This window comes from Fructobacillus pseudoficulneus (genome assembly GCF_900108455.1).
Taxonomy (GTDB): Bacteria; Bacillota; Bacilli; order Lactobacillales; family Lactobacillaceae; genus Fructobacillus; species Fructobacillus pseudoficulneus.
In genome coordinates this window covers 88,675-113,355 of the sequence record NZ_FNWS01000003.1, presented here as the reverse complement: position 1 = coordinate 113,355, position 24,681 = coordinate 88,675, and the positions used below count along the sequence as shown (strand labels likewise).

24 protein-coding genes, 1 other RNA gene and 1 pseudogene are annotated in these 24,681 nt (G+C 44.0%); 19 read left to right on the top strand and 7 right to left on the bottom strand.

All coding sequences use genetic code 11. The annotated features are described in order from the left end of the window. Window positions 1–345: 345 nt before the first annotated feature. Window positions 346–2,388 (top strand): methionine--tRNA ligase, encoded by a 2,043-nt coding sequence (gene metG / locus BLW39_RS04050; RefSeq protein WP_059378337.1) that lies wholly within the window; start codon window positions 346–348, stop codon window positions 2,386–2,388. Window positions 2,389–2,447: 59 nt separating this feature from the next. Here metG and pyrE read toward each other — a convergent pair whose 3' ends face one another. From pyrE to BLW39_RS04030, 4 genes are all read right to left on the bottom strand, one after another. Beyond that, window positions 2,448–3,080: an orotate phosphoribosyltransferase gene (gene pyrE / locus BLW39_RS04045; protein ID WP_059378338.1), complete on the bottom strand. Its 633-nt coding sequence runs from the start codon at window positions 3,078–3,080 to the stop codon at window positions 2,448–2,450. Window positions 3,081–3,119: 39 nt separating this feature from the next. Continuing rightward, window positions 3,120–3,836, bottom strand: coding sequence for an orotidine-5'-phosphate decarboxylase (gene pyrF / locus BLW39_RS04040; protein WP_059378340.1), 717 nt, complete (start codon window positions 3,834–3,836; stop codon window positions 3,120–3,122). A gap of 203 nt (window positions 3,837–4,039) precedes the next feature. Further along, on the bottom strand, window positions 4,040–5,374 hold the full coding sequence (locus BLW39_RS04035; RefSeq protein ID WP_059378343.1) for a dihydrolipoyl dehydrogenase family protein: 1,335 nt from the start codon (window positions 5,372–5,374) through the stop codon (window positions 4,040–4,042). Window positions 5,375–5,506: 132 nt separating this feature from the next. Beyond that, complete coding sequence (locus BLW39_RS04030) at window positions 5,507–5,998, bottom strand: ECF transporter S component (protein WP_059378345.1); 492 nt, start codon at window positions 5,996–5,998, stop codon at window positions 5,507–5,509. A gap of 221 nt (window positions 5,999–6,219) precedes the next feature. Between BLW39_RS04030 and gap the strand changes: the two genes are divergently transcribed. From gap to ssrA, 18 genes are all read left to right on the top strand, one after another. Then, window positions 6,220–7,230, top strand: coding sequence for a type I glyceraldehyde-3-phosphate dehydrogenase (gene gap / locus BLW39_RS04025; protein ID WP_059378346.1), 1,011 nt, complete (start codon window positions 6,220–6,222; stop codon window positions 7,228–7,230). 105 nt (window positions 7,231–7,335) lie between these two features. Beyond that, on the top strand, window positions 7,336–8,148 hold the full coding sequence (locus BLW39_RS04020; RefSeq protein ID WP_059378348.1) for a metallophosphoesterase: 813 nt from the start codon (window positions 7,336–7,338) through the stop codon (window positions 8,146–8,148). 204 nt (window positions 8,149–8,352) lie between these two features. Continuing rightward, entirely contained in the window at window positions 8,353–8,796 is a 444-nt protein-coding gene (gene fabZ / locus BLW39_RS04015; protein ID WP_059378350.1) for a 3-hydroxyacyl-ACP dehydratase FabZ, read from the top strand. Then, complete coding sequence (locus BLW39_RS04010) at window positions 8,783–9,253, top strand: MarR family winged helix-turn-helix transcriptional regulator (RefSeq protein ID WP_059378354.1); 471 nt, start codon at window positions 8,783–8,785, stop codon at window positions 9,251–9,253. Before fabZ (BLW39_RS04015) ends, BLW39_RS04010 begins: the two co-directional genes overlap by 14 nt. A 21-nt stretch (window positions 9,254–9,274) precedes the next feature. Continuing rightward, window positions 9,275–10,249 carry a beta-ketoacyl-ACP synthase III gene (locus BLW39_RS04005; RefSeq protein ID WP_059378357.1) on the top strand — a complete coding sequence of 325 codons (975 nt, stop codon included), beginning with the start codon at window positions 9,275–9,277 and terminating at the stop codon, window positions 10,247–10,249. Window positions 10,250–10,335: 86 nt separating this feature from the next. Beyond that, the gene (locus tag BLW39_RS04000) at window positions 10,336–10,578 is read left to right on the top strand and encodes an acyl carrier protein (RefSeq protein WP_047974605.1); all 243 of its coding nucleotides are present in this window, start codon (window positions 10,336–10,338) and stop codon (window positions 10,576–10,578) included. Window positions 10,579–10,636: 58 nt separating this feature from the next. Beyond that, window positions 10,637–11,602, top strand: coding sequence for a DUF561 domain-containing protein (locus tag BLW39_RS03995; RefSeq protein ID WP_059378360.1), 966 nt, complete (start codon window positions 10,637–10,639; stop codon window positions 11,600–11,602). A gap of 13 nt (window positions 11,603–11,615) precedes the next feature. Continuing rightward, on the top strand, window positions 11,616–12,557 hold the full coding sequence (locus BLW39_RS03990) for an ACP S-malonyltransferase (protein WP_059378361.1): 942 nt from the start codon (window positions 11,616–11,618) through the stop codon (window positions 12,555–12,557). 6 nt (window positions 12,558–12,563) lie between these two features. After that, a complete protein-coding gene (locus BLW39_RS03985) occupies window positions 12,564–13,292 on the top strand; it encodes a beta-ketoacyl-ACP reductase (RefSeq protein WP_059378363.1) in 729 nt (242 codons plus the stop codon). A 42-nt stretch (window positions 13,293–13,334) separates the two neighbouring features. Then, window positions 13,335–14,585 carry a beta-ketoacyl-ACP synthase II gene (gene fabF / locus BLW39_RS03980; RefSeq protein WP_059378364.1) on the top strand — a complete coding sequence of 417 codons (1,251 nt, stop codon included), beginning with the start codon at window positions 13,335–13,337 and terminating at the stop codon, window positions 14,583–14,585. A 15-nt stretch (window positions 14,586–14,600) separates the two neighbouring features. Next, complete coding sequence (gene accB / locus BLW39_RS03975; RefSeq protein ID WP_059378365.1) at window positions 14,601–15,080, top strand: acetyl-CoA carboxylase biotin carboxyl carrier protein; 480 nt, start codon at window positions 14,601–14,603, stop codon at window positions 15,078–15,080. Window positions 15,081–15,162: 82 nt separating this feature from the next. After that, window positions 15,163–15,594 (top strand): 3-hydroxyacyl-ACP dehydratase FabZ, encoded by a 432-nt coding sequence (gene fabZ / locus BLW39_RS03970; RefSeq protein ID WP_059378367.1) that lies wholly within the window; start codon window positions 15,163–15,165, stop codon window positions 15,592–15,594. A gap of 1 nt (window position 15,595) precedes the next feature. After that, window positions 15,596–16,978 carry an acetyl-CoA carboxylase biotin carboxylase subunit gene (locus tag BLW39_RS03965; protein WP_059378368.1) on the top strand — a complete coding sequence of 461 codons (1,383 nt, stop codon included), beginning with the start codon at window positions 15,596–15,598 and terminating at the stop codon, window positions 16,976–16,978. A 98-nt stretch (window positions 16,979–17,076) separates the two neighbouring features. Next, entirely contained in the window at window positions 17,077–17,919 is an 843-nt protein-coding gene (accD, locus tag BLW39_RS03960) for an acetyl-CoA carboxylase, carboxyltransferase subunit beta (RefSeq protein ID WP_059378370.1), read from the top strand. Then, window positions 17,919–18,716, top strand: coding sequence for a carboxyltransferase subunit alpha (gene accA / locus BLW39_RS03955; RefSeq protein ID WP_059378372.1), 798 nt, complete (start codon window positions 17,919–17,921; stop codon window positions 18,714–18,716). Before accD ends, accA begins: the two co-directional genes overlap by 1 nt. Before the next feature lie 218 nt (window positions 18,717–18,934). Next, entirely contained in the window at window positions 18,935–20,506 is a 1,572-nt protein-coding gene (locus BLW39_RS03950) for a lectin-like domain-containing protein (RefSeq protein WP_074717762.1), read from the top strand. Further along, window positions 20,436–21,317, top strand: a complete 882-nt coding sequence (locus BLW39_RS03945) for a bacterial Ig-like domain-containing protein (protein ID WP_082138839.1) — start codon at window positions 20,436–20,438, stop codon at window positions 21,315–21,317. The genes BLW39_RS03950 and BLW39_RS03945 overlap by 71 nt, the downstream gene beginning before the upstream one ends. A gap of 79 nt (window positions 21,318–21,396) precedes the next feature. After that, window positions 21,397–21,754: a transfer-messenger RNA gene (gene ssrA / locus BLW39_RS03940) on the top strand. Between the two features lie 756 nt (window positions 21,755–22,510). Here ssrA and BLW39_RS03930 read toward each other — a convergent pair. From BLW39_RS03930 to BLW39_RS03920, 3 genes and pseudogenes are all read right to left on the bottom strand, one after another. Continuing rightward, on the bottom strand, window positions 22,511–23,113 hold the full coding sequence (locus BLW39_RS03930; RefSeq protein ID WP_059378378.1) for a hypothetical protein: 603 nt from the start codon (window positions 23,111–23,113) through the stop codon (window positions 22,511–22,513). Between the two features lie 449 nt (window positions 23,114–23,562). Continuing rightward, a complete protein-coding gene (locus tag BLW39_RS03925; protein WP_059378379.1) occupies window positions 23,563–24,195 on the bottom strand; it encodes an NAD(P)H-binding protein in 633 nt (210 codons plus the stop codon). Continuing rightward, window positions 24,195–24,557, bottom strand: a pseudogene (locus BLW39_RS03920) (MerR family transcriptional regulator); the annotation flags it as partial. The pseudogene BLW39_RS03920 and the gene BLW39_RS03925, both read right to left, overlap by 1 nt. Window positions 24,558–24,681 lie beyond the last annotated feature (124 nt).

Genomic DNA, 24,681 nt, shown 5'->3' with positions numbered 1-24,681 from the left:
CACCCTAAAAAAACGGTAATTGACACATTACCGTGGTCATCATTAGGTTGTTAGTTACGTTTTTAGCTAACATGTGGTTTTCTCCGATTTCTTTTTTTCAGTGTAACGGGTCGAAAAAATTTTGTCAACTAAAATCAGTCGAAGATAAGGAAAAATATTAAAATTGGTTTAGTGCAACAATTAGAGAAAGATGCCGAATATTTGGCATTTCTTACTGTTTTTAAATAAATGGTTTACTGGAATCTTGAATGAACAGAATTCTCCCTTTAGCTGCTGGTCGGATGGGGGCTGCTTTGCTATAATGTAAGCAAGGTAGAGGCCACCATTAGGCCAGAAAGGACTCATATGTCAGAGCAGAATACATTTTATATCACAACGCCGATTTACTATCCATCAGGGAAGTTGCAATTAGGGAACACCTACACAACGGTCTTGGCCGATGCAACCGCCCGTTATCACCGTCTTTTAGGAGAAGACGTCTTTTTCTTGACTGGAACTGATGAACACGGTGAAAAGATACAAAAGAAGGCTGAAGCGGCCGGGATGACCGAAATCGCCTACTTAGATAATATGATTAAAGACATCAAGGACTTGTGGTCTTTGATGGGCATTTCTTATGATAAGTTCATCCGAACAACAGACGAAAGTCACGAAAAGATTGTTCAAAAGATTTTCCAACAATTGCTGGATCAGGGTGACATTTATAAGGGCCAATATGAAGGTTGGTACTCAGTTTCTGATGAAGAGTACTTTACCGAATCACAATTGGCTGAAGTTTACCGCGACGAAAACGGTCAAATGATTGGTGGGAAGGCCCCATCAGGTCACGAAGTCGAAAAGATTCAAGAAGAATCATACTTCTTTAAGATGTCAAAGTATGCGGATTGGTTGGTTGATTACTACAAGAGCCATCCTGACTTTGTTCAGCCCCATGCCCGCATGAATGAAATGTTGCAAAACTTCATTTTGCCTGGTTTGGAAGACTTGGCCGTGACGCGAACTTCTTCCAAATGGGGAGTGCCAGTGCCGGGTGATGAAAAGCATGTCATCTATGTTTGGATTGATGCCTTGGCCAACTATATTACGGCCCTAGGTTACGATACAGATGATGATTCATTGTTTAAGAAATTCTGGCCAGCTAATGTTCAATTAGTTGGAAAGGAAATTGTTCGTTTCCACATTATTTACTGGCCAATCATGCTTCATGCCTTGGGTCTTGAAATGCCAAAGGAAATTATCGGCCACGGTTGGTTGGTGATGAAAGACGGTAAGATGTCAAAGTCAAAGGGAAACGTGATTTACCCTGAAGATTTGACAGCCCGTTACGGCTTGGATGCTGTTCGTTACTACTTGTTGCGGTCAATGCCATTTGGAAACGACGGGGTCTTCTCACCGGAAGACTTTGTTTCACGAGTAAATTTTGACTTGGCTAATGATCTTGGAAACTTGTTGAACCGAACAGTCGCCATGATTAATAAGTATGAAGATGGCGTGATTCCAGCCTTTGCGACTGGTAAGACGGACTTTGATGAAGACCTGGACTTAGTGGTTGAAAAGCAGATTACGGAATACAACCAGCATTTGGGAGCCGTGCATACGGCCGATGCCCTCGAAGCAGTTTGGGGTGTCGTTCGCCGCGCTAACAAGTATATCGATGAAACCGAACCATGGGTATTGGCCAAGAAGGCCGATGAAGATGCAGCTGCCAAAGTGGCTTTGCAATCAGTCTTGGCTCATTTGGCTGGGGCCCTTCGGGCCGTTGCCGTGATGTTGCAACCGGTCATGACTGACGCACCTCGTCAAATCTTTGCCCAATTAGGTTTGGATTACACTGATGGTGGTGTTTCCTTGAACGGTTTGGCAATTGACCAAGTGCCTGCTGGTGCTAAGGTAGTGGCCAAGGGTGAGCCAATCTTCCCACGTTTGGACGTTGAAGAAGAAGTTGCCTACATTGCTGGCTTGGTTTCAAAGGACACCAAGGGCAAGGGCCGTGCGGCTAAGGAAGCTGCTAAGCAGGGAGCCAAGGAGCAAACAGTGAGCGAAGAAGTAGCACACAAGGACTTAATTGAATACGATGACTTTGATAAGGTAGAAATTTTGGCAGCTAAGATTACGGCCGCTGAACTCCTCGAAAAGTCAAAGAAGTTGATTAAGTTCACCTTGGATGATGGCTCAGGAAAGCCACGCCAAATCTTGTCTGGAATCCGCCAGTGGTATCCAGAACCTGAAGTCTTGCTAGGCAAGACGGTTGCCATTGTGGCGAACATGGCCCCTCGAAAGATGGCCGGTGAAATGTCTGAAGGAATGATTCTTTCGGCAGAAAAGAATGGGATTGTCACGGTCTCAGTCTTGCCAGATGTCATCGAACCTGGATCAGGAATTGAATAAATAAAGAAATAAAAAGGACAGTTGCTTAGCAACTGTCCTTTTTTGTTGGTGAGTGAACCTTACTGAAGTGGCCAAGCCCAAGGGTCTTGGTGCCACTTTGATAAGCGCTGATGGTCGTCATCTGAAATGACCTTTTGTTCGGCCAGCAGGGTGATGAGTCCGCTATAAGTTAGTAATGGCGCAAAGTCAAAGCCGGCCTTGGTAAAATTCTGGTTGGCATCCGGGAAGCCATAAGAGAAAATGGAAACGACGCCGGCCACTTGGAAGCCTTCTTTGACCACGGCTTCTGCGGCAGCGATGACAGAGCCACCGGTTGAAATCAGGTCATCAATTAAGACAACTTGGTCGTCAGGATGCAAGACACCTTCGACTTGACGACCGGTACCGTGGTCTTTTGGCTTTGATCGAACATAAACCATTGGTAGGTTTAATTCAGCGGCGACCAAAGCGGCTTGTGGAATTCCGGCAGTAGCAACGCCGGCAATGACGGTCGCATTTGGATACTGGTCTTGAATCAGCTTGGCTAAGGCCAAAGTAATGTTCTTGCGAGTTTCTGGATAAGAAATCGTTTGGCGCAAATCCGTGTAAATTGGGGACTTAATACCGGAAGCGAAGGTGAAGGTATCGTTAATTTTTAGTTGAACGATCTTGTGATCGATTAAGTCTTGGAGAATGGTGTTAGTAGTAGTCATGTGTTTATCCTTTTTGCGTTTGTTGAGATAGTGGTACTTTTAGTTGTTTTGCCAGGTTGCTTGGTAACGGTGCCAAGCGGCAACTGGGTCAGCGGCTTTGGTAATCGGGCGACCGACGACAATGGCGGATGCACCGTCCTTGGCGGCCTGGTCTGGGCTAGCGACCCGGACTTGATCACCGCTTTGGTCCGCTTTCATTCGAATGCCTGGGACGACGCAGAGGAAGTCAGGTTGTAAGTGTTGACGGAGCGTTTTTAGCTCCAAAGCTGAACAAATAACGCCATCGCAACCGGCCTGGTTAGCCATTGTGGCCAAGGCCAAGACCTGTTCTTGCATGGGGAGGGCAGCGTGTTGCTCGTTTTTCAAGACGTCATCTGAAATGGAAGTTAATTCGGTGACGGCGAGGAGGGCGGGTACCGGTTGGTTGCTTGCTGCTGATCCTTCGGCTAGTCCTGCTTTGGCGGCGCTTAACATCGCTGAACCACCGAGTGAGTGAACCGTGACGTAGTTGACGCCCAGTTGGCCGATTTGAACCATGGCCTGTTTAACGGTATTGGGGATGTCAAAGAGTTTTAGGTCTAAAAAGATTTGGCAACCACGCTTTTTCATGTCAGCAATAATTGCTGGTCCTGCCTGGTAGAAAAGTTCCATGCCGACTTTGACCGTCAACTGACTGGGGTCTGGAAAGGCGTCCAAAAAATCAGTGACGGATGAAAGATTGTCGAAATCTAAGGCAATCATTAGCGGTTTTTCCATGGTTACTCTCCTTTGTGCAAAGAAAAAAGACTATTCCCTAAAAAGTCCAGAGAATAGTCTTGTTGCGTTTAAAATAATTAGTAGTGGATCATCTGGCTTCTCTGAACCAATTAATGACTATTGAAAGTATAAACTATTGTTGGCGTTTCGACAAATTTATTTTAAAAAAGCAGGAACAAAGAACTTGTTCCTGCTGGTTCAAATTAAAGTAAGTCGCCGATGGCTGAATAACCAATCGTTGGGAAGATGGTTACTAAGCGGTTGAGTTGTGCTGGTGTGTAGCCAAATTCAATGGCTGGCAAAAGGCCGTTGATGATATCTTCAGCGTGTTCTGAAATTTCAATGGCACCAACAAGCTGATGTTGCTTGTTGTAAATAAGTGACAACTTGCCTTCCTTTTCATAGTCAACAAGGCGGTACCAATCGTCCATGATGTCTTTTTCAACGATGTCGTACTGGTCGGGGTGGGCTGCTGCTTCATCCAAAGTGACCCCGGCTTGAGCCAAACGAGGAGAAGTGAAGACGTTCGTCGCAATGGCTGGGTAGTCGATGGCAGCTGTTTCTTGACCGGTCAGCATCTTTGCCACGTATTGTGATTCGAAGGTTGCCGTTGGTGTTAACTTAGGCTGACTCTTCTTGATGGCATCACCAGTGACGTAAATATTTGAAACGGCTGTTTGCAAATACTCGTTGACCTCAATTCCGTGATCATCGAATTGGATGCCAAGCTTTTCCAAACCAAGACCGGCTGCGTTAACCACGCGACCAGTTGCGTCCAAAACGTAGTTGGCATCATAAATGCCAGTTGAGGTCTTAACGGCAAAACCGGCGGCTGTTTGTTCAACGGCGGTTGTTTCGCTGTTTTTAACGAAGGTGATGCCTTGCTTGGTCAACGATGCCAACAGGGCTTCACTATATTCTTGGTTAAATTCAGGAAGGGCACGGTCAGAACGAAGGATGACCGTAACGTCAGTGCCGGCGGCGTTCATCATGGCTGCCGTCTCCAAGCCGATGTAGCCGGCCCCGATAATCACCATTTGCTGAGGAGCTTCGTCTAATGAAAGGAAGTCCTTGGAATCGTGCATGTATTCAGCACCGGGGATGTCCAAACGGTGGGAGTGCATTCCGGTCGCAATCACGATGTTTTCAGCCGTCACCTGGCGGTCGCCAACTGTAACGGTGTGGGCGTCGGCAAAGTGACCGTCACCAAAGATAAAGTCGATACCCAAACCTTCCATACCGGATTGGATCGCATTTGGGAAAATTGAAATAATTTCTTTTTTACGGGCCATGTTTTTGGTCCAATCAATTTCACCGCTACCAGCAACGATGCCATCAGAAGCCCGCAATTCACGTTGCAGTGAAACGGCGTTTTCCAAAATCACTTTGGCATTGCAACCCCAGTTGGGACAGGTACCGCCGACCTTTTCGCGCTCAACAAAAGCGACTTTTTTACCGGCATTGGCTAAAATTGGGGCACCATCAAATGCGCCGTGACCAGCACCGAGGAATAAAACATCGTAATCATAAGTTGCCATTAATTGCAGTCCTCCTATAAACAAATTACAATCCGATTATCTCACACCAGCAGCTGAAAGAAAAGAAAATAAGGACTATACCAAAGAAAGCGTTGGTACAAAAAAAGCCCGGTTGTTACCGGGCGAAAGGCGTTAGTTTAAGGTAACGCGGTTATTCAAAGCTGGTCGAACTGCCAAAGCAATGATCAAACCAAAGGCACATTGGGCAATGTTGCCGATAATTGAAGCAAAGCCGGTGGCCCAACTGTGTGACAAGAAGGCAGTGGCAAAGAAGTAGCCAACGACCATCACGGTTGAAGCAACGACAACGGCGATTGCTTGGTTGGCAAATGGCTTCTTAGCACCAATCAATCCGGCTAGGTAACCTTCCAGGCCGTGAATGATCAAAGAGAAGGGTGCCCAGGCGGCGTAGCCGGCCAACAAGTCAAGCAATAATCCAGACAAACCACCAACAATCATTCCTGAGCGAGCGCTACCAAGCAAAGCAACTAAGAAAATGCCGGCTTCAACCAGGTTGACATAACCACCTGGCGTGGGGATGCGTACGACATATGACAATGCCAGGTTCAGGGCTGTGATCACGGCTAAAGTCGTGATGGTTTTGGTAGTGAAATATTTGTTCATTAAATTCTCTCCATTTTCCGCTAATAGTTAATAATAAGAATATTATAGTAATACAAGTTTTACAGCAAGAGTCAATTTCTTTGCAGTTATCCAACAAAAGAATGAAATGGTATGGTTAACTTTTTAAACAAATTTGCCCGAAGGGTTGCGCTGGCTTGACGGCTCTGTGTTATAATATTGGTGTTGACTTAAGTCAAAAAATTAATTGGAGGTCTACACACATGACTGTGAAGATTGGTATTAATGGATTCGGTCGGATTGGTCGTTTGGCATTCCGTCGTATCTTGGAACTTGGTGACTCAGCAGCTGATGTTGAAGTTGCAGCCATTAACGATTTAACTAGCCCATCAATGTTGGCATACTTGTTGAAGTATGACTCAACTCACGGAACTTTGGACGCTGAAGTTTCTGCTGATGAAACTGGTATCGTTGTTAACGGTAAGCACTACACTGTTTATGCAGAACGCGATGCAAAGAACATTCCTTGGGTTAAGAACGATGGTGTTGAATATGTATTGGAAGCTACTGGTTTCTATACTTCAGCCGAAAAGTCACAAGCTCACTTGGATGCAGGTGCAAAGAAGGTTTTGATTTCTGCTCCAGCTGGTGATGTTCCTACTGTTGTTTACGGTGTTAACCAAGACATCTTGAAGGCTGACGACAAGATCGTTTCAGCTGGTTCATGTACTACACAGTCATTGGCTCCAATGGCTCGTGTATTGCAAGACCAATTCGGTGTTGAAGTGGCAACGATGACAACTATCCACGCCTTTACTTCAACACAGATGATCTTGGACGGTCCTAAGTCAAAGAAGTTCCGTTCAAACCGTACTGCATCTGTTAACACAATTCCACACTCAACTGGTGCCGCTAAGGCCATCGGTTTGGTTGTGCCTGAATTGAACGGTAAGGTTGACGGTCACGCCCAACGTGTTGCTGTTGTTGATGGTTCTGTTACTGAATTGACTTCAGTTTTGTCAAAGAAGGTTTCAGCAGACGAAGTTAACGCAGCTATGAAGGCAGCCGCTTCAGACTCATTTGGTTACAACGAAGATGAAATCGTTTCATCAGACATCATTGGTGACACACACGGTGCTACTTTCGATGCCACTCAAACTCAAATCGTTGAAGCTGGTGACAAGCAGTTGGTTAAGACTGTTTCATGGTACGACAACGAATACGGTTTCACTTCAAACATGATCCGTACATTGTTGCACTTTGCACACGTATAATTCAATATTTTAAAATGAGGACGCTTCGGCGTTCTTTTTTTGTGCTGTTGAAGTGGGGTGGCCGTGTTACACTGGACTATACGAAGTAATAGAAAAGGGCACACCATGAAAGTAGCAATCTCCTCTGACAATCACCTTGATTTAAACAAGGTGGAACCGCGCTGGGCCATGACCCAGCAGGCACAATATTTAATCCAAGAAAAAATTGATGTTTATGTGATTGCTGGGGACCTGTTTAATCGCTTTGATAAGACGCTTGAGTTTGCTCGTGACCTGCAAGCAATGGTTGGAACGGCGGTCACGATTCGTTTCTTGGCTGGTAATCACGAAATGGGCACGGGCATCAGCTATGATGAATTGGAAAGCCCGGTTGATGACCTGTATTTCCACAATAAGACCCTGGATATTGGCGATGCTCGGCTGATTGGTAATAACAGTTGGTACGATTACACATTTGACGAAGGGCGCCATGATTTTGATGAAGTCCGCCGTTTTAAACGTGAATTTTGGTATGACCGGCGGATTGAGCAACCGATAACGGATCCGGAACGGCTGGCCATTAACTTAGAACAAATGCGTCAGGCAATCGTGGCGGCTAAGGAGGACCAGCGTAAAATTGTGGTGATTAACCACTTTGCTCAGGAACACGAATTCATTGACCAGATTCCTTTCCGGATGGAACGGCTGGATGTCTTGAAAGCTTTCTTGGGCAGCCAAGCGGTTGGTGATTTGATGCTTGAGCAACAGGTACAAGCGGCTGTTTCGGGTCACTTGCATTTGCACGTGCAGGCCCTGCCGTTACAGGAAACGACTTTCTATAATGCATCAGTTGGTTATCATACTCGCCGGGTCAAGGAATGGTTTAGTAATGACTTCATGACAGAATGGGCCAACCGCTTGATTGTATTAGATGTTTAGAATATGCTGCTGGCGACCCCAACTTTGGTTCGGGTCGCTTTTATTTTCGATCCGGAATTTAATGCATTATATAGGAAGAAAGTGTTAAAATGAGTTGTGACTGGGAGATAGTTTGACTATCGAAATATTTCCTGTTAAACTATTTTTATTGTGATTATCAATGAACAGGGGCCAAATAAAACGGCCATTAAGAAAGGAAACCTAATGCCAGTACTTACTACGACTGAGATTATGGACCTCATCCCAAACCGCTATCCAATTATTTATATGGACTACGTTGAAGAAATGGTTCCAGACGAGTCGATCGTTGCTGTGAAGAACGTGACGATCAACGAGCAATTTTTCCAAGGACACTTTCCAGGCAACCCAGTTATGCCTGGTGTGTTGATTATTGAATCGTTAGCACAAGCAGCTTCGATTTTGATTTTGTCTTCACCACAATTTAAGGGGAAGACGGCTTACATGACTGGAATTAACGACGCTAAGTTTAAGAAGATGGTCGTTCCTGGTGATGTGTTGAAGCTACATGCTACATTTGGCAAAGTTCGAGAGAACATGGGGACCGTTACGGTCACGGCTAAGGTAAATGATAAGGTCGCAACCAGCGCGGAACTAATGTTCGTGGTGGCGCCTGATGAGCACGAATAAGCTGGAAAACCAGCAAGTGAATTTAAGACAGGTCAATCAAGACCTGATGGAAATGTTCACAAACGTTGTTTGGGTCGAGGAATACGAGCTCAAGCAGAGCCCCTTTGCAGCTTTAACGGTTAAGGAGCTTCATACAATCTATGTCATTTCGATGTATGATGAAAAGACCGCCTCTCAGGTGGCAAAGGCCGTTCATCTGAGCCCCAGTGCGATGACGACGGCCATCGACCGTTTGGTTGATAAGGGTTATGTAGAAAGACGCCGTTCAAAAGAAGACCGCCGGGTCGTTAAGCTGGGCTTAACGCACCAAGGACGAGTTCTCTACCGGGCACATCGGCAGTTTCATTATAAGGTGACCAAGGCTTTGATGGAGGATATGTCCACTGAAGAAGCTTTGGCAATGGAACGGGCGGTGCATAACTTACAAACTTATTTGAAAGCCTTGCTTAATAGTTAGGCCTAGGGATTGTGAGAAATTATGGAAAACATTAAGATTGTCACGACGGCTATGCATGTTCCTGAGCACGTCGTTACAAATGATGATTTGGCCGAGATTATGGATACCAGTGATGAGTGGATTTATCCACGAACTGGGATTCACCAACGTCATGTTGTTACAACTGAAAATACTTCTGATTTGGCAACAAGCGTTGCCAAAAATTTGTTAGCACAAGCCGGTTGGGATGCCGCTGACTTGGACTTTATTATTGTGGGGACGATGTCTCCTGATGCTTTGTCACCACACACGGCGGCGATTGTTCAGGGAAACATTGAGGCACCAAACGCCTTTGCCTTTGATTTGAACGCAGCTTGCTCTGGCTTTGTTTACGGAATGTCGGTTGCTTCATCATTCTTGTCTTCTGGTCGCTATCAGAAGGGGATGTTTATTGGTGCAGAAGTCCTCTCAAAGCTCGTTGACTGGAAAGATCGGACTGTCTCAGTTTTGTTCGGGGACGGTGCCGGTGGGGTTTTGCTGGAAAAGACTGATGAACCGGTTGGCCTGATTGCTGAAGAATTGCAGTCGTTTGGTGACCGTGGTGAAGCTATCTTGACCGGTCGCTTTGCCAACAAGAATGCCTTTACAGGCGAGATTTCACCATTGGATCCATACTTTCACCAAGATGGTCGCAGCGTTTATGGCTTTGCCACGCGTGAAGTACCAAAGGTGATGAAGAAGGCGTTGGAAAAGGCTGGCTTAGAAGCCGGTGATGTTGACTTTTACTTGGCTCACCAAGCCAATAAGCGAATCGTTGAATCAATGGCCAAGAACTTTGGTCAATCAATGGATAAGTTCCCAACCAATATGGAAGAATATGGGAACACTTCGGCTGGATCAACTGCGATTTTGTTGGATGAACTCCGTCAAAGTGGCCAGATTAAGCCGGGAATGAAGATTGCCTTTGTTGGCTTCGGTGGTGGTTTAGCCATCGGTGTCCAAATTTGGCAGGTTTAAATTAAACATAAAACTGCGGTGTAGTAGACTGCACCGTAAAAATCTAACGTATTGCAATACGAAACACTATATAGGAGAGCATGCTCATGACTAACGAAGAAATTTTTGACAAGGTTAAGGAAATTTTGATCGACCAATTCGACTTGGAAGACTCAGAAGTTTCATTGACTACTAACATGACTGATGACATCGATGCCGACTCATTGGACTTGTTCGAAGTTTTGAACCGTGTCGAAGACGACTTTGACATCAAGTTGGAAGAAACAGAAGAAGTTAAGACTGTTCAAGACTTGGTTAACAAGATCAAGGACCAACTTGACAAGAAGTAAGCATCAGGCGGTTTTTAACCGCATACATAGTTAGAACATAGCGAAGAGGCAGATGATTATGACATTTAAAATTGATAACCCTATTTTTGATAAGTTAGGTATGAAGTACCCAATTGTTGAAGGTGGTATGACATGGGCTGGAACAGGTGCATTAGCTGCCGCTGTTTCTGAGGCTGGTTGCCTTGGTTTTATTGGAACTGGTTACTGGCATGGTGATGAAGTTCGCCGTGAAGTTCGCCGCGCGAAGGAATTGACGGACAAGCCATTTGGTGTCAACGTGATGTTGATGTCACGCCACATCCGCGAAGTCTTCGACGTCATTTTGGAAGAAGGCGTGAAGGTGGTCGCAACTGGTGCCGGTGATCCATCACCATTCTTGGAAGAATTACACGCTGCCGGTGTAACAGTTATCCCAGTTGTGCCATCTGTCTCAATGGCAAAGATGATGCAACGTAAGGGTGTTGACGCCGTGGTTGCTGAAGGTATGGAATCAGGTGGTCACATCGGTCAAATGACGACGATGGCTTTGGTACCACAAGTGGTTGACGCCGTTGATATTCCTGTTATTGCCGCTGGTGGTATTGGGGATGGCCGTGGTGTTGCTGCTGCCTTTGCCTTGGGTGCCTCAGGGGTCCAAATGGGAACTCGTTTCTTGACGGCTACTGAATCTGAAGTTCACCCAAACTACAAGGCTAAGGTCTTGAAGGCCCGTGATATCGATACGATTATCACTGGTAACATTGTTGGTTCACGTGTCCGTGTCTTGAAGAACAAGATGGCTAAGGAATACGTGAAGCGCGAAGTCGAAGAAATCGGTAAGCCAGAACCTGATTATGAAACGGTTGAAAAGCTTGAATCAGGAACCTTGCGTGCCGCCGTTGTCGACGGTGACAAGAATGGCGGAGCCTTCATGGCTGGTCAAATTTCAGGAATGGTGAACGACGAAAAGCCTGTTGCTGAAATCTTGGCTGAAATCTGGGCACAAGCAACCGACATTATGGGCATCGAAAACAAGGCAAAGTAAGCGGGGACTTCTAATGAAAGTAGGATTGTTATTCAACGGTCAAGGATCGCAGCAAGCCGGTATGGGAACTGACCTTTACGAAAACTTGTCTGGATACAAGGCTTATATCGATCGAGCTTCTGAAATTTTGGGTTACGACCTGAACGAACTTGATCAAGATGAAGAAAAAATCCGTCAAACGCAATACGCACAGCCTGCGATTGTTGCAATGGATGCAGCACTGGCCGCTTCTTTGAAGGATGCTGGTTTGACAGATGTTGTGGCTGGTTTGGGATTGTCTCTTGGGGAATACCCAGCCTTGGTTGCCACTGGTATTTTGACTTTTGACCAAGCAATTGCTTTGGTTAAAGACCGTGGCCAATACATGCAAGAAGTTGGTGACCAAAACCCTGGTAAGATGGTAGCGGTTTTGGATGACAACCAGGACATGATTGTCGAAGTCGTGGAACGTTTGCAAGAAAAAGGTTTACAAGTTTATCCCGCTAACTTTAATACTTTTTCACAGCTGGTTATCGGTGGTGTCAAAGCTGATGTTGATCAGGCAGTTGAAGCCTTAACGGATGCTGGCGTGAAGAAGCACGTGGAACTACCCGTTACGGGTGCCTTCCACACACCATTGCTGAACGAGGCAGCCGATAAGATGGCTGATCGTTTGGCCGGTGAAAGCTTCGGGGAACCGGCTTACCCGGTTTACTCAAACACAACCAAGCAGGCCTTTGCTCCTGCGGCTGTTAAGGAAACATTAACTAAGCAAATTGTCTCACCAACTTACTTTGCCCAATGTATGCAAGCTATGGTCAATGATGGTGTTGATACCTTGATTGAAATTGGCCCTGCAGCTACTTTGGTTAAGTTTGCTAAGAAAATCGCGCCAAAGGAAGTCACAAAGTACACTGTGACGGACTTGGCTTCCTATCAAAAAGTCGTTGAAGCAATCAACGCAGAGAAAGGATAATCACTCATGGACTTTACCAATCAAACTGTCTTGGTGACTGGATCATCACGGGGAATCGGTTTAGCCGTTGCCCACGCCTTTGATAACGCTGGTGCGCGTGTGATTTTGCACGGTCGCTCAGCTATCAAGGAAGAAATCATTAATTCTTTCAAGCAAAAGCCAATGACTTTGCAGTTCGATGTTGCTGACGCTGAAACAGTTGAAGCAACTTTCAAGTACTTGTACAAGCAAGAAGGCTTTGAGGGAATCGATATTCTGGTGAACAACGCCGGAATCACAAAGGACCAGTTGGTGATGGGGATGAGCCCAGCCGACTTTGCCCAAGTGGTTAATACCAATTTGAATGGAACGTTTAACGTTACGCAACCTGTCTTCAAAAAGATGATTCGTCAAAAACACGGTGTCATCTTGAACATGGCTTCGGTTGTGGGTCAAATGGGAAACGTTGGTCAAGCCAATTACGCTGCCTCAAAGGCAGGAATTATTGGTTTGACGAAGTCCTTGGCCAAAGAAGGGGCAAAACGCAATATTCGCGTGAACGCCATCGCCCCTGGGATGATCGTTTCGGATATGACTGATGAGTTGTCTGACAAGGCACGTGAAGCAATCCTAAACGAAATTCCTTTGTCACGGTTTGGTTCAATCGATGATGTAGCCGATGTTGCGCTATTCTTAGCCGGCAACGACTACATGACTGGACAAACAATCACCGTTGACGGTGGCCTTTACATCTAATCATAGATAATTTTTTTGATGTTACGTAGAAAGGAAGCGGCAATGACACGAGTCGTAATTACTGGAATGGGTGCTGTTACCCCATTAGGAAACGATACAAAGACCTTCTTGGATGGCCTTTTTGATGGAAAGTTGGGCATCAAGCCAATCACAAAGTTCGACGCAACTGAAACTGGTATTTCAGTTGCCGGACAAGTTGACGGCTTTGATCCTGCTTTGCGGGTGGGAAAGCGTGATGCACGTAAGTTGGACTTGTTCTCACAGTACGCCATCGATGCTTCATACCAAGCTTTAGACCAAGCTGGTTTGTTGCCTGATGAAGGTTCAGAGGCAAAGTCAAAGGTTGCTAACTCAGAACGTTTCGGTGTGATCTTGGGTAACGGAATTGGTGGTTTGACGACTATCCAAGAACAAGTTATCAAGATGCACGAAAAGGGACCACAACGAGTTTCACCTTTGTTCGTGCCAGAATCAATTCCAAACATGGTTTCAGGAAACGTATCATTGCGCTTTGGTGCTCGCGGTGTCAACTTTACGGTTGTGACGGCTTGTGCCTCTGCTACAAATGCGATTGGTGAAGCTTTCTGGCGTATCCAATCAGGTCGTGAAGACGTGATGTTGACGGGTGGTTCTGAAGCCACTGTTAACGAAATTGGAATTGCTGGTTTCGCTGCCTTGACTGCTTTGTCAAAGGAAGAAGATCCAGCCCAAGCTTCAAAGCCTTTTGATAAGAACCGCCATGGTTTCGTCTTGGGTGAAGGTTCAGGAGTCCTTGTTTTGGAATCTTTGGAACACGCTGAAGCACGCGGTGCTAACATTTTGGCTGAAGTCGTTGGTTACGGTGCATCGTCTGATGCCTACCACATGACTTCACCAGCTCCTGATGGTGAAGGTGCTGCCCGTGCCATGAAGGCTGCTTTGACTGATGCGAACATCAAGCCTGAAGACGTTTCTTATATTAACGCTCACGGTACTGCTACTGGTGCCAACGATTCTGGTGAAGCAGAAGCCATTTCTTCAGTCTTTGGACCAAACTCTGTTTTGGTTTCATCAACTAAGGGAATGACTGGTCACCTTTTGGGTGCCGCCGGTGCCATTGAAGCGGTTGCTTCAGTTGGTGCAATCGACCGTGGTCAATTGCCAGCAAACGTTGGATTTGACGAACCAGACGAACATACTAAGTTGGTTAACTTGGTAAATGATTCAAACAAGAACACAGCTCCTGAATATGTCTTGTCAGCCAACTATGGTTTCGGTGGACACAACGCAGCGGTTGTTTTCAAGAAGTGGTAAGAGGGAAGTTCAATAATGAATTTAAATGTAAAAGAAATTCGTGAACTAATGGCTGACTTGGAAAAGTCAACCTTGCGCGATGTTTTGATTCAAGATGGCGAATTTTCATTGCACTTGTCAAAGAATGAACAGGTACAAGGACCAGTTGCACCAGCTGCTGCTCCAAGTGCACCAGCTGCCCAACCTGTAGCTAGCCAAGCGACACCAACACCAGCTGCGGCTGCTGAAGTTGTGCCAGCACCGGTTGCTGCCGCAGGTAAGGAAATCAAGGCACCAATGGTTGGAACTGTTTACTTGCAACCAAAGCCAGGAGAACCAAACTTTAAAAACGTTGGTGATCACGTCGAAAAGGGCGAAACAGTTGCCATTATCGAAGCGATGAAGTTGATGACTGAAATCAAGTCAGACGTTTCTGGAACGATTGCTGAAGTTTTGGTTGATAACGAAGAAGTGGTTGACTTTGATAAGCCACTTTACCGCGTTACAACTGATTAAAAGATTAGACAGTCGCAAAGCGGCTGGTCGTCTTGTCCAAGCTTGGCTTGGATATACATAGACAGCTAAAAGGAGAAAAGCTATGACTCAATTGAACACAAAGGAAATTCAAGAAATCTTGCCACATCGTTACCCAATGTTAATGTTGGATACGGTTGAAGAATTGGTTCCTGGTGAGCGTTGCGTTGCCATTAAGAACGTTTCAATCAACGAAGAAATCTTCCAAGGTCACTTCCCTGGTAACCCAACTTTCCCAGGGGCTTTGACAGTTGAAGCTTTGGCTCAAGCTGGTGCAGTTGCTTTGCTTTCAATGCCAGAATTCAAGGGTAAGACGGCTTACTTTGGTGGAATCAAGAAGGCTCGTTACCGTCAAATGGTTCGTCCTGGTGACCAAATGCGTTTGGAAGTTGTTTTGGACCGTTTGCGTGGCCCTGTTGGTTCAGGTAAGGGAATTGCCTGGGTTAACGGCAAGAAGGCAACAACTGCTGAATTGACTTTTATTGTTGGAGATTAAAATGTTTAAAAAAGTATTGGTAGCCAATCGTGGCGAAATCGCCGTGCGGATTATCCGGACGTTGAAAGAAATGGGCATTGGAACGGTGGCCATTTACTCAACTGCCGACAAGGATTCTTTGCACGTTCAAGTAGCAGACGAAGCCATCTGTGTCGGTGGTCCAAAGCCTGCTGATTCTTACCTAAACATGAAAAACGTTGTGACGGCCGCTCTTTTGACGGGTGCCGAAGCAATCCATCCCGGTTATGGTTTCTTGTCAGAGAACTCTTTGTTCGCGGAAATGGTTGGCGATGTCAACATTAAATGGATTGGCCCTCGACCTGAAACAATTGATTTGATGGGAAATAAGGAACACGCCCGGGCCGAAATGACCCAAGCCGGCGTGCCCGTCATCCCTGGATCAGATGGCTATATTCACAATGTGGATGAAGCCATCGAAGTTTCAAGAAAGACCGGCTTCCCATTGTTGTTGAAGGCCGCTGCCGGTGGTGGTGGTAAGGGAATGCGTTTTGTCTATTCAGAAGATGAATTAGCAGAAAACTTCATCAACGCTCAAAGCGAAGCCAAGTTGTCATACGGCGATGATCACATGTATATTGAAAAGGTGATGACTGACGTTCGTCACATCGAAATGCAGGTTATCCGTGACCAATTTGGTAATGTGATTTGCTTGCCTGAGCGAAACTGTTCTTTGCAACGCCGTAACCAAAAGGTGATGGAAGAATCACCTGCTGCTTCTGTTACGCCAACGATGCGTGAAGAGTTGATGGATATCGTGACAAAAGCGGTTAACGCCATTGACTACGAAAACACTGGTACGATTGAATTCTTGCAAGACCAAGAAGGTAAGTTCTACTTCATGGAAATGAACACGCGAATTCAAGTTGAACACCCGGTAACCGAAATGGTGACTGGCTTGGACTTGGTTCGTTTGCAAGTTGAAGTAGCCGCTGGTGAAGAATTGAAGTTAAAGCAATCAGATGTGAAGATTAGCGGCCACGCCGTTGAAATGCGTTTGACGGCTGAAAAGCCTGAAGCAAACTTCGCACCAAGCGCTGGTAAGGTTGACTTTGTCTTCTTGCCAACTGGTGGACCTGGGGTGCGTATCGATTCTGCCCTCTACAATGGGGACACTATTCAGCCATTCTATGATTCAATGATTGCAAAGTTGATTGCGCACGATGAAACGCGTGCGGAAGCTTTGGCAAAGTTGGAACGAATGGTTGACGAAACATCCTTGGTTGGTGTTTCAACATCACAATCTTTCCAAAAAGAATTGTTGCTGGACGAAAATGTCTTGACAGACAACTTTGGGACGAAGTATCTTGAAGATACATTTATGCCAAAGTGGGAAGAAAAGATGGCTGAAACGGCTACCAAATAAATTTCTTGACGAAAGCCGCCTTTGAGCGGCTTTCAATTGCTTAAGAAACGTTAGACCCAAACGGTGATGAGGGGGAGAGGGCATAGCCCAAAATAATTATGGATTTATTTAGTTCAAAAAAACCTGAACAAAACAAAATTAAGGTAACCGATGCAATTAAAGATCGGATTCCTGACGGCTTGTTTTTGGCCTGCCCTTACTGTGGCACGCAAATTTATAACAAAGAGTTGGGCGCATACCGTGTTTGCCCGAACTGTAATTATGGTTTCCGTTTGCAGGCGCACGAACGCGTGGCCTTGTTGACAGACGACTTTGTTGAAATGAACGAAGAGTTAACCATTGACCATTCTGATTTTCCTGGTTATGAGGAAAAGTTGGCCCGGGCCAAGAAGCAAACTGAGATGAATGAATCAGTTTTGACTGGAACGGCCACAATCGAAGGTGAAAAGGTTGCCTTGGGTATCATGGATGCCTACTTTATGATGGCCTCACTTGGTTCAATGACCGGTGAAAAGATTACCCGCCTCTTTGAATATGCGACCGCCAACCGGTTGCCAGTTGTGATGTTCACGGCTTCCGGTGGTGCCCGAATGCAAGAAGGAATTAATTCTTTGATGCAGATGGCCAAGGTATCGGCGGCTGTCGCGGCTCATCAAGAAGCAGGGCTGCTCTACCTCGTTGTTTTGACTGATCCAACTACTGGTGGTGTGACCGCCTCATTTGCGATGCAGGGTGATGTGACATTGGCTGAACCACATGCCTTAGTCGGCTTTGCTGGGGCGCGTGTGATTGAATCAACCATTCATGAAAAGTTGCCAAAGGATTTCCAGCGCGTTGAAACGCTGTTGGAAAACGGCTTTGTAGATAAGATTGTGCCTCGTCAAGACATGGCTGGTATGATTGCTGCGATTGTCGGCATGCACCAACAGGAGGCTGAATAATGTTCGAATTTATCAAAACATTGTTTAAAAAAGACATCGACCCCGCTGAAGTGGTGAAAAAGTCACGTGAAGACCGCTTTATGGCTCGCGAACTCATCAATGGTATTTTCGATGACTTTATTGAATTGCACGGTGATCGTTTGTATGGTGATGACAAATCCGTCATTGGTGGCTTGGCCCGTTTGAAGGGGCAACCCGTCACGGTGATTGCCATTGACAAGGGAACCGATATCAACGATAAGTTGTCAAAGCGTAATGGTTCACCACAGCCTTGGGGTTATCGTAAGGCGCAACGTCTGATGGAACAAGCAGCTAAGTTTCACCGGCCAATCGTTACCTTTGTGAATACACCAGGGGCCTTCCCAGGGAAGGATGCCGAGGCCTTGGGCCAAGGGGAAGCGATTGCGCAATCAATTTTGAAGTCAATGAAGTTGCCTGTTCCAATCATTTCAATCATTTATGGTGAAGGTGGATCGGGTGGTGCTTTGGCATTGGCCACCGCAGACCAAGTTTGGATGTTTGAGAACGCAACTTATTCAATTCTTTCACCAGAAGGCTTTGCTTCAATCCTGTGGAAGGATTCCAAGCGGTCAAATGAGGCCGCTGGTATCATGGGCCTAACTGCTGCGGATTTGATGAAGAAGGAAGTCATCGACTTGGTGATTCCTGAAGGTCATAACCATGCGAAGATTTTTAACGGCATGAAGAATAAGTTGAGTGACGAAATCCAAGAATTGAGCGAATTGTCAGACGATGAACTGATTGCACAACGTCGCAACCGTTTCCGTAAGTTTTAATTGATTTTGCTTTAAGGATAAACAGAGATGTTTATCCTTTTTTTGTTGCTTTTAATCGATTTGTCAAAAAATCATAAAGTCTAGTTCTTCTTAATTTTACAAATGAAATAAAAGAGTCTTTTTCGAGACATGCTATTGACATAATTGAAACTTTAGAATAAAATGACAGTGAAGAAGTTTTAGATAAGAATGACTAAAACTTGAGAGGATTAATTTTTATGAGGATGCAAGTAACTTACAAACTATACAAAGCAAAGAAGATTTGGGTAACGGCTTTGGCTGCGACGGCTATTTTTGCGGTGGCCGGCATGCAGCAAAATGTGGTTCATGCAGATTCACAAACTAATGCCAGTCAAAGTACAAATAGTTCACAAAGCGTTACGGATGACAATTTAAAGGTAACGGTTGATCAGTCAAACTTTTTGCAGTACTTTAAGTTGGCGGGTACTGCCACTTATGATTCATCAAATAATTTAACTACTTTAACCACTGATGGAACTGGCGAAGACGGAAATGTGACGCTAAAGACCAAGATTAACGCTAACGATGCTTTTGTTTTGCACGGCACCATTAATATTGGGACTAAACTTGATGGTGGTGGCGGTGCCGATGGAATTGGGATTGCCTTCCATCACGGACCTGTTGGTGCGATTGGTTATGATCCCGGAGGGATTAGTGTTAAAGGTCTTCCAACATCAACTGGATTCGTTTTTGATACTTGGGTGCTGAACAATGGGGATCATCACGATGTTCGACCACAAGGGGGGAGCTATCCTTACTTGGCTGGATTCAATAGTGATGTTGATCAGACGTATCCTGATGATCCGTTCCGTTATTCAGGACAACCCTATGACATTGAGCCAACAAAAGTGAGCGGGAAAGATGTACCCTTTACGCTATCATATGATGGCAATGGTCACATGACGATGTCTTATTTGGATGCGAATATTACGATTCCAGTTACTGATTTTAAAGATCCATTGGCTCTATCGATTGGTGCTTCAACAGGTGCATTTAGTAACCTTCAGACTGTTCGGATTAACGATTTCACTTTTGATCCTGCACAGAATAATACGGTTTCGCGGACGGTTAATTACGTCGACCAGAATGGCAATAAAATTGCGCCATCAACGGTTCAATCAGCTATCTATCGTCGGCAGGGAACCTTAGTGAATGGTCAACCTACCTACACGGATTGGTATCTAGCTAGCCAAACTGGTAGTGACCAGTTTGATCAGGTTAATGCGCCAGCAATCTCTGGTTATAATCTTCAATCTGGCCAAACCACGTCTTATGCCGCCGAAACGGTGAACCAAGATTCAGGTCAAACGGAGTACAACATTGTTTACAACCGTAATACTGGTCAGAGCTTGTTGAATGTGCAGGACAGTACAATTGTAGCTGGACCAAATGCAAAATGGCAAAAGTCCGATAACTTCTTGAGTGGCTACGATCAGAATGGTAATCAGGTTAATGTTAACAGCAATGGTCTCACGGTGAGTGGCAATGTTGATCCGAAAACGCCTGGGGACTATCCGGTAACTTATAGTTACAAGGACTCTGCTGGTAATACGATTACCAAGACGGCAACAGTTCATGTGGTAGCTAGTCAAGCATCACTATCAACAAGTAATAGTACTTTATTGGTCAATTCGAAATGGAATCCGGCTGATAATGTTAGTGGAACAGATGAGAATGGTAACGGTCTCAATATGAGTAATGTTCAAGTGTCTGGAACAGTTGACACGACAAAGCCGGGTGCTTATTCCTGTTACCTACACTTATACTGATCCAAGTGGCAACGTCAAGTCTGAAACAGCTACCATTACTGTGGTTAATAATGAAACTACGTTGAATGTTAAAAATGATGTTATTACAATTGGTCACCCATGGGATCCATATAAAGAAATTACTTCCGTCACGAATTCACTAGGTCAAAAAGTTGATCCAAAGTCTGTGACCTATGCAGGTACCGTTGATACCAATAAGATTGGTACTTATAAGGTCGATTATACGTATCAAGATCAAGGACAAACGGTTCATGGAACATCAAACATTCAGGTGGTTGGTAGTCAAAGTGTGATTAATGCCAATAGCACAACCATTAACCAGGGTGATAAGTGGAATAAGTATGATAATTTCGTTTCCGCTAAGAATGTTGATGGCTCTCCAGTAGACAAATCAATGGTTACTGAGACGGGCGATGTTGATACATCACGCCCTGGGCAATATGTTGTCGAGTATTCGTTTGATGATATGAATCATCAACCAATCACTAAGCGAGTTCTGGTAACAGTTTTGGCTCCTAAGCCAGCCGCTACAACACCAACCAACCAAAACAATGGTACTAATGGTGGTGCAAGTAATGGTACAACAAGTACGAACACTAATACTGCGAATACCGCAAATACTGCAAATAGTACAAATCGTGTAAGCAAGTATGATGATACGCCGGTAAAGGCAAAGAGCAAGGTGATGTTGCCAACGACAGCTGCACAGGTCGTTAAGTCGCCAATCTTCTCATACATTGTTGCTGGCGTTCTAGCTATCGTAACGTTGGGTGTCATTGATTTGTGGCGCGAAAAGAAGAATCGTCAATAATCGCTGATAGGGCGAGACGAATTTGGAAGATAATTTGTTATAATAGAAGTCGGGGAAAGTGTTCCTCGATTTTTATTTTGGGTCTGTTTATGGAATTCGACAGGCTGTTACGAGCATTAGCTGCATTCCGCCGTCCGGGCGTTAAGCGGGCAGACATTTAACTGCAAAAAACAATAACTCTTACGCAGTCGCTGCCTAAAAACCAGTGATTCGTAGGCAAAGCCGTTAGGCTGACATGGTGGTTTTGTCTTAATAAATGGTCAGATCGAAATAGTGACGATGCCTGCGCGACTATTTTTAAATCAATTAGGTTCCCAGTCAAAGTCAAGTTCTGGACAATGACTGCTTTGGCTGTGGTAATAATCATTGCCCTATGAATGTAGACGCTAGTGTGGCGGGCGGTTTGGACAGGGGTTCGACTCCCCTCAGATCCATTTAGGCCTGCAATAGCAGGCATTAGCGGTTAAAAACTGATAAAAGTACCACTTTAGTACCAAGGGAAATCGCTGACAAGTGACAAAAAAGCTTACGATGTATAAAATCGTAAGCTTTTTTTGTTAAAAATGATTATTTTTATATTTTGTTATGAGGTATTGTTTACAAGGATAATCTTTTTTTGTTATTGTGGAAGGAATTAGAGGCAGAAATTAGAAGAAAAAGGAAAAAATATAAGATGTTCCCTTTGCTATTGGTTTTACTAACCATCGTATTTTTTATATTAGATGTGAAGTTTAAAAATAGAAAATATTATATTTGGATTTTTACAATGCAGACTAGCATTGGATTATGGATAATCATAAACGGTATTGTTTCTGATGTTAATCCCAAAAATTCATTGGTAATGGGTATTCTAATTATTGCAACTGGTGTAACCAATTCTGTTCATAAGATAAAATCAACTAATAATTAGTCCGATTTCTATTTTTTTTGATCCAATGTTAGTAGTTACTATAATTCTTTTGTTCTGTCATATTTTTTGTGGGGAAAGGGACTCAACAATACACTTTAGCGGATTAAACAGATTTTTCACTATTACAATGCCAAACAAATTAAGAGCAAAAAAAGGACTGACACCGATTGAATATCGGGTGCCAGTCCTCAAGACCGTTCAATGACCTGTCCCAATTTTCGGGTTCATATCATTTTAGGGATAGTTTTCTACTTTGACTAAAGTACATTATAACGAACAGATCTCAATTTTTGATATAAAATAAAAGGGAAGAATACGCCCATCGATATAAAGGGGAATTATTGATACCAACTCTTCGTTTAATTTGTCGAAACAGATTTATTATTTCTTCGTATGCTGAACTTTTTTCAACATCTTGCTTACTTAAGTTTAAGACAAATAGTCTATTCGGCTTTGACCATTCAACAAAAGCAATACGATAAAATTCGTTTGTTTCAATAAGTCCCCATATCAAATAAGTTTTTTTTATTCTGGACAAAAAAGGAAATTTTTTATTTTTTTGTGGTTTGAGTAATCGTTGGAAAAACTCGTATTCTTTGTCAGAACGATATAAATTTTCGGCTGAATTGTTGCAGGCTGTTTTAATTGATTGAGCAATGTGATTATAGTACTTTAGCCAAAACAGCAGCAGTATGGTCATAGCCATCAAAAAAACTAGGCAAGAGAATATTATAGTACTATAAATAGTATTGTCGCGGGAAACAGTATAGATAATAGCCACGCAAGTAACGTAAACAATAAAACTAATCATTACGACGAACTGCCATTTTTTATTTTTTTGAGCCTTAACGGCAAATTTTTTTTGTATTTTTATAATATCATCCATACTAAGAATCATCTCCGGAACGAAAACGCTACTATAATGCCAAAGATTCCCGTCTAATAAAGCAGCAAACGTAATAGTTAATAATAAAAATACCTACTATCTATCAGAGCGGGATCGACAACAGTGGCGACAGCTAAAATTTGTTTAGGCACTTATCTTACCATATCTAACAATTCAGCAATAGCGCTAGCTATAGCCAATAAAATTTAATTCATGATATTAAGCCCATTTTTTACCAATCAATAATAATCATTTGTGATAACCTAATGGTCATCTGGGCCATTTAATTCACCTAAATTAGTTGTTTTTCAGCAGGAATAAGTTCACCGAGAACTCTCTCCGAACAGGTCATTTACATGAAGAATCCTGCTAAATATATAAAGCCTTATATTAATAACATTAAGAAATTGGCAAAAGAGATCTTACCTATTTTCCGTACTATTTTAAAGTTAATAGAAGCTAGGCTTATCCATCGTTTCACTACCTGGTTCGTAAAGGCCAACACTAGCTTTGATATCACGGTCTGGATGAGCTAGCAAATCCAGTACATACTGAACAATGGCTTGCCGAGTAATTTGAGCCCCGATAAAAGGTTCGCCCTTTTGTGTCGTAGCATAGGAGATATTACCCGGTTGATTATATAACCAAGTCATCCGCATATAGGTATAGTCCAGCCCAGATTGTTCAATATTTTTAAGATTGTTGCGTCGCTGAGTCGAAACATCGCCAATCATTGAGCGATCCCATTGACCAAATTTACCGCCGACTTCGCCATAAACGCCCAGTACACCGGCAATGATGATTCGTTTAGTACCGGTTACTTTCATCGCCGTGATGATGGAATTTGTGTCATGGTCAGAATCAACAAAAACGGCATCTTGTCCAGGCATTACCCGTTCAAGCAGTGCCTCGTCGGTAAAGTCACCGTCAATTATTTGCACACGGTCATTGTTGGTGTACTGATTCAAACGTGTATGCGCATTACGGGCATACAAGGTTAGATGTTTGTTACTTTCTTTTAACAAACGTTCAGTTAATTGGCTGGCAATCTGTCCAGCTGCTCCTAAAATTAAAATATTCATTAGTTCTCACCTTCTTGCTGATTTAAACGTTTTTCCGCATTTAGCATATGACTGTTATAATTATCGATTTTATACAGCAGATGGTCATGAGCGGCTTGCATTTTATTAATCCGTTCTTGCATTTCGTTCGCTTGTTCTCTTAACAATGTGGTCCGCGCTGGAATTGTTTTATCATCATCGTCAAAGGCCATCTTTACATATTCATGTAATCGTTCAACTGACATGCCTGCAGTGCGCATCGTTTTGACAAAATTTAATTGGTTGAGATTTCGTTCATTGAAATCGCGCAATTGGTTTTCTTTACGTGCTGCCGGTATAATCAATCCGGTTCGCTCATAATAACGAATGGTGTCATTGGATAGTCCAGTCCGTTTGTATGATTCAAGATACTCAAATCATTTTTTATTTCGTTACTATTGAACACCTTGGAGTTCACTTCAAGTCAAGAATGATTTACAAAAAGTAAAAAGCTTTAGCAGGAAATTT

Excerpts from the sequence above, each read along its gene's own strand:
- metG (WP_059378337.1), top strand. The coding sequence starts at position 346 with ATGTCAGAGCAGAATACATTTTATATCACAACGCCGATTTACTATCCA.
- pyrE (WP_059378338.1), bottom strand. The coding sequence starts at position 3,080 with ATGACTACTACTAACACCATTCTCCAAGACTTAATCGATCACAAGATC.
- pyrF (WP_059378340.1), bottom strand. The coding sequence starts at position 3,836 with ATGGAAAAACCGCTAATGATTGCCTTAGATTTCGACAATCTTTCATCC.
- BLW39_RS04035 (WP_059378343.1), bottom strand. The coding sequence starts at position 5,374 with ATGGCAACTTATGATTACGATGTTTTATTCCTCGGTGCTGGTCACGGC.
- BLW39_RS04030 (WP_059378345.1), bottom strand. The coding sequence starts at position 5,998 with ATGAACAAATATTTCACTACCAAAACCATCACGACTTTAGCCGTGATC.
- gap (WP_059378346.1), top strand. The coding sequence starts at position 6,220 with ATGACTGTGAAGATTGGTATTAATGGATTCGGTCGGATTGGTCGTTTG.
- BLW39_RS04020 (WP_059378348.1), top strand. The coding sequence starts at position 7,336 with ATGAAAGTAGCAATCTCCTCTGACAATCACCTTGATTTAAACAAGGTG.
- fabZ (WP_059378350.1), top strand. The coding sequence starts at position 8,353 with ATGCCAGTACTTACTACGACTGAGATTATGGACCTCATCCCAAACCGC.
- BLW39_RS04010 (WP_059378354.1), top strand. The coding sequence starts at position 8,783 with ATGAGCACGAATAAGCTGGAAAACCAGCAAGTGAATTTAAGACAGGTC.
- BLW39_RS04005 (WP_059378357.1), top strand. The coding sequence starts at position 9,275 with ATGGAAAACATTAAGATTGTCACGACGGCTATGCATGTTCCTGAGCAC.
- BLW39_RS04000 (WP_047974605.1), top strand. The coding sequence starts at position 10,336 with ATGACTAACGAAGAAATTTTTGACAAGGTTAAGGAAATTTTGATCGAC.
- BLW39_RS03995 (WP_059378360.1), top strand. The coding sequence starts at position 10,637 with ATGACATTTAAAATTGATAACCCTATTTTTGATAAGTTAGGTATGAAG.
- BLW39_RS03990 (WP_059378361.1), top strand. The coding sequence starts at position 11,616 with ATGAAAGTAGGATTGTTATTCAACGGTCAAGGATCGCAGCAAGCCGGT.
- BLW39_RS03985 (WP_059378363.1), top strand. The coding sequence starts at position 12,564 with ATGGACTTTACCAATCAAACTGTCTTGGTGACTGGATCATCACGGGGA.
- fabF (WP_059378364.1), top strand. The coding sequence starts at position 13,335 with ATGACACGAGTCGTAATTACTGGAATGGGTGCTGTTACCCCATTAGGA.
- accB (WP_059378365.1), top strand. The coding sequence starts at position 14,601 with ATGAATTTAAATGTAAAAGAAATTCGTGAACTAATGGCTGACTTGGAA.
- fabZ (WP_059378367.1), top strand. The coding sequence starts at position 15,163 with ATGACTCAATTGAACACAAAGGAAATTCAAGAAATCTTGCCACATCGT.
- BLW39_RS03965 (WP_059378368.1), top strand. The coding sequence starts at position 15,596 with ATGTTTAAAAAAGTATTGGTAGCCAATCGTGGCGAAATCGCCGTGCGG.
- accD (WP_059378370.1), top strand. The coding sequence starts at position 17,077 with ATGGATTTATTTAGTTCAAAAAAACCTGAACAAAACAAAATTAAGGTA.
- accA (WP_059378372.1), top strand. The coding sequence starts at position 17,919 with ATGTTCGAATTTATCAAAACATTGTTTAAAAAAGACATCGACCCCGCT.
- BLW39_RS03950 (WP_074717762.1), top strand. The coding sequence starts at position 18,935 with ATGAGGATGCAAGTAACTTACAAACTATACAAAGCAAAGAAGATTTGG.
- BLW39_RS03945 (WP_082138839.1), top strand. The coding sequence starts at position 20,436 with ATGTTCAAGTGTCTGGAACAGTTGACACGACAAAGCCGGGTGCTTATT.
- BLW39_RS03930 (WP_059378378.1), bottom strand. The coding sequence starts at position 23,113 with ATGGATGATATTATAAAAATACAAAAAAAATTTGCCGTTAAGGCTCAA.
- BLW39_RS03925 (WP_059378379.1), bottom strand. The coding sequence starts at position 24,195 with ATGAATATTTTAATTTTAGGAGCAGCTGGACAGATTGCCAGCCAATTA.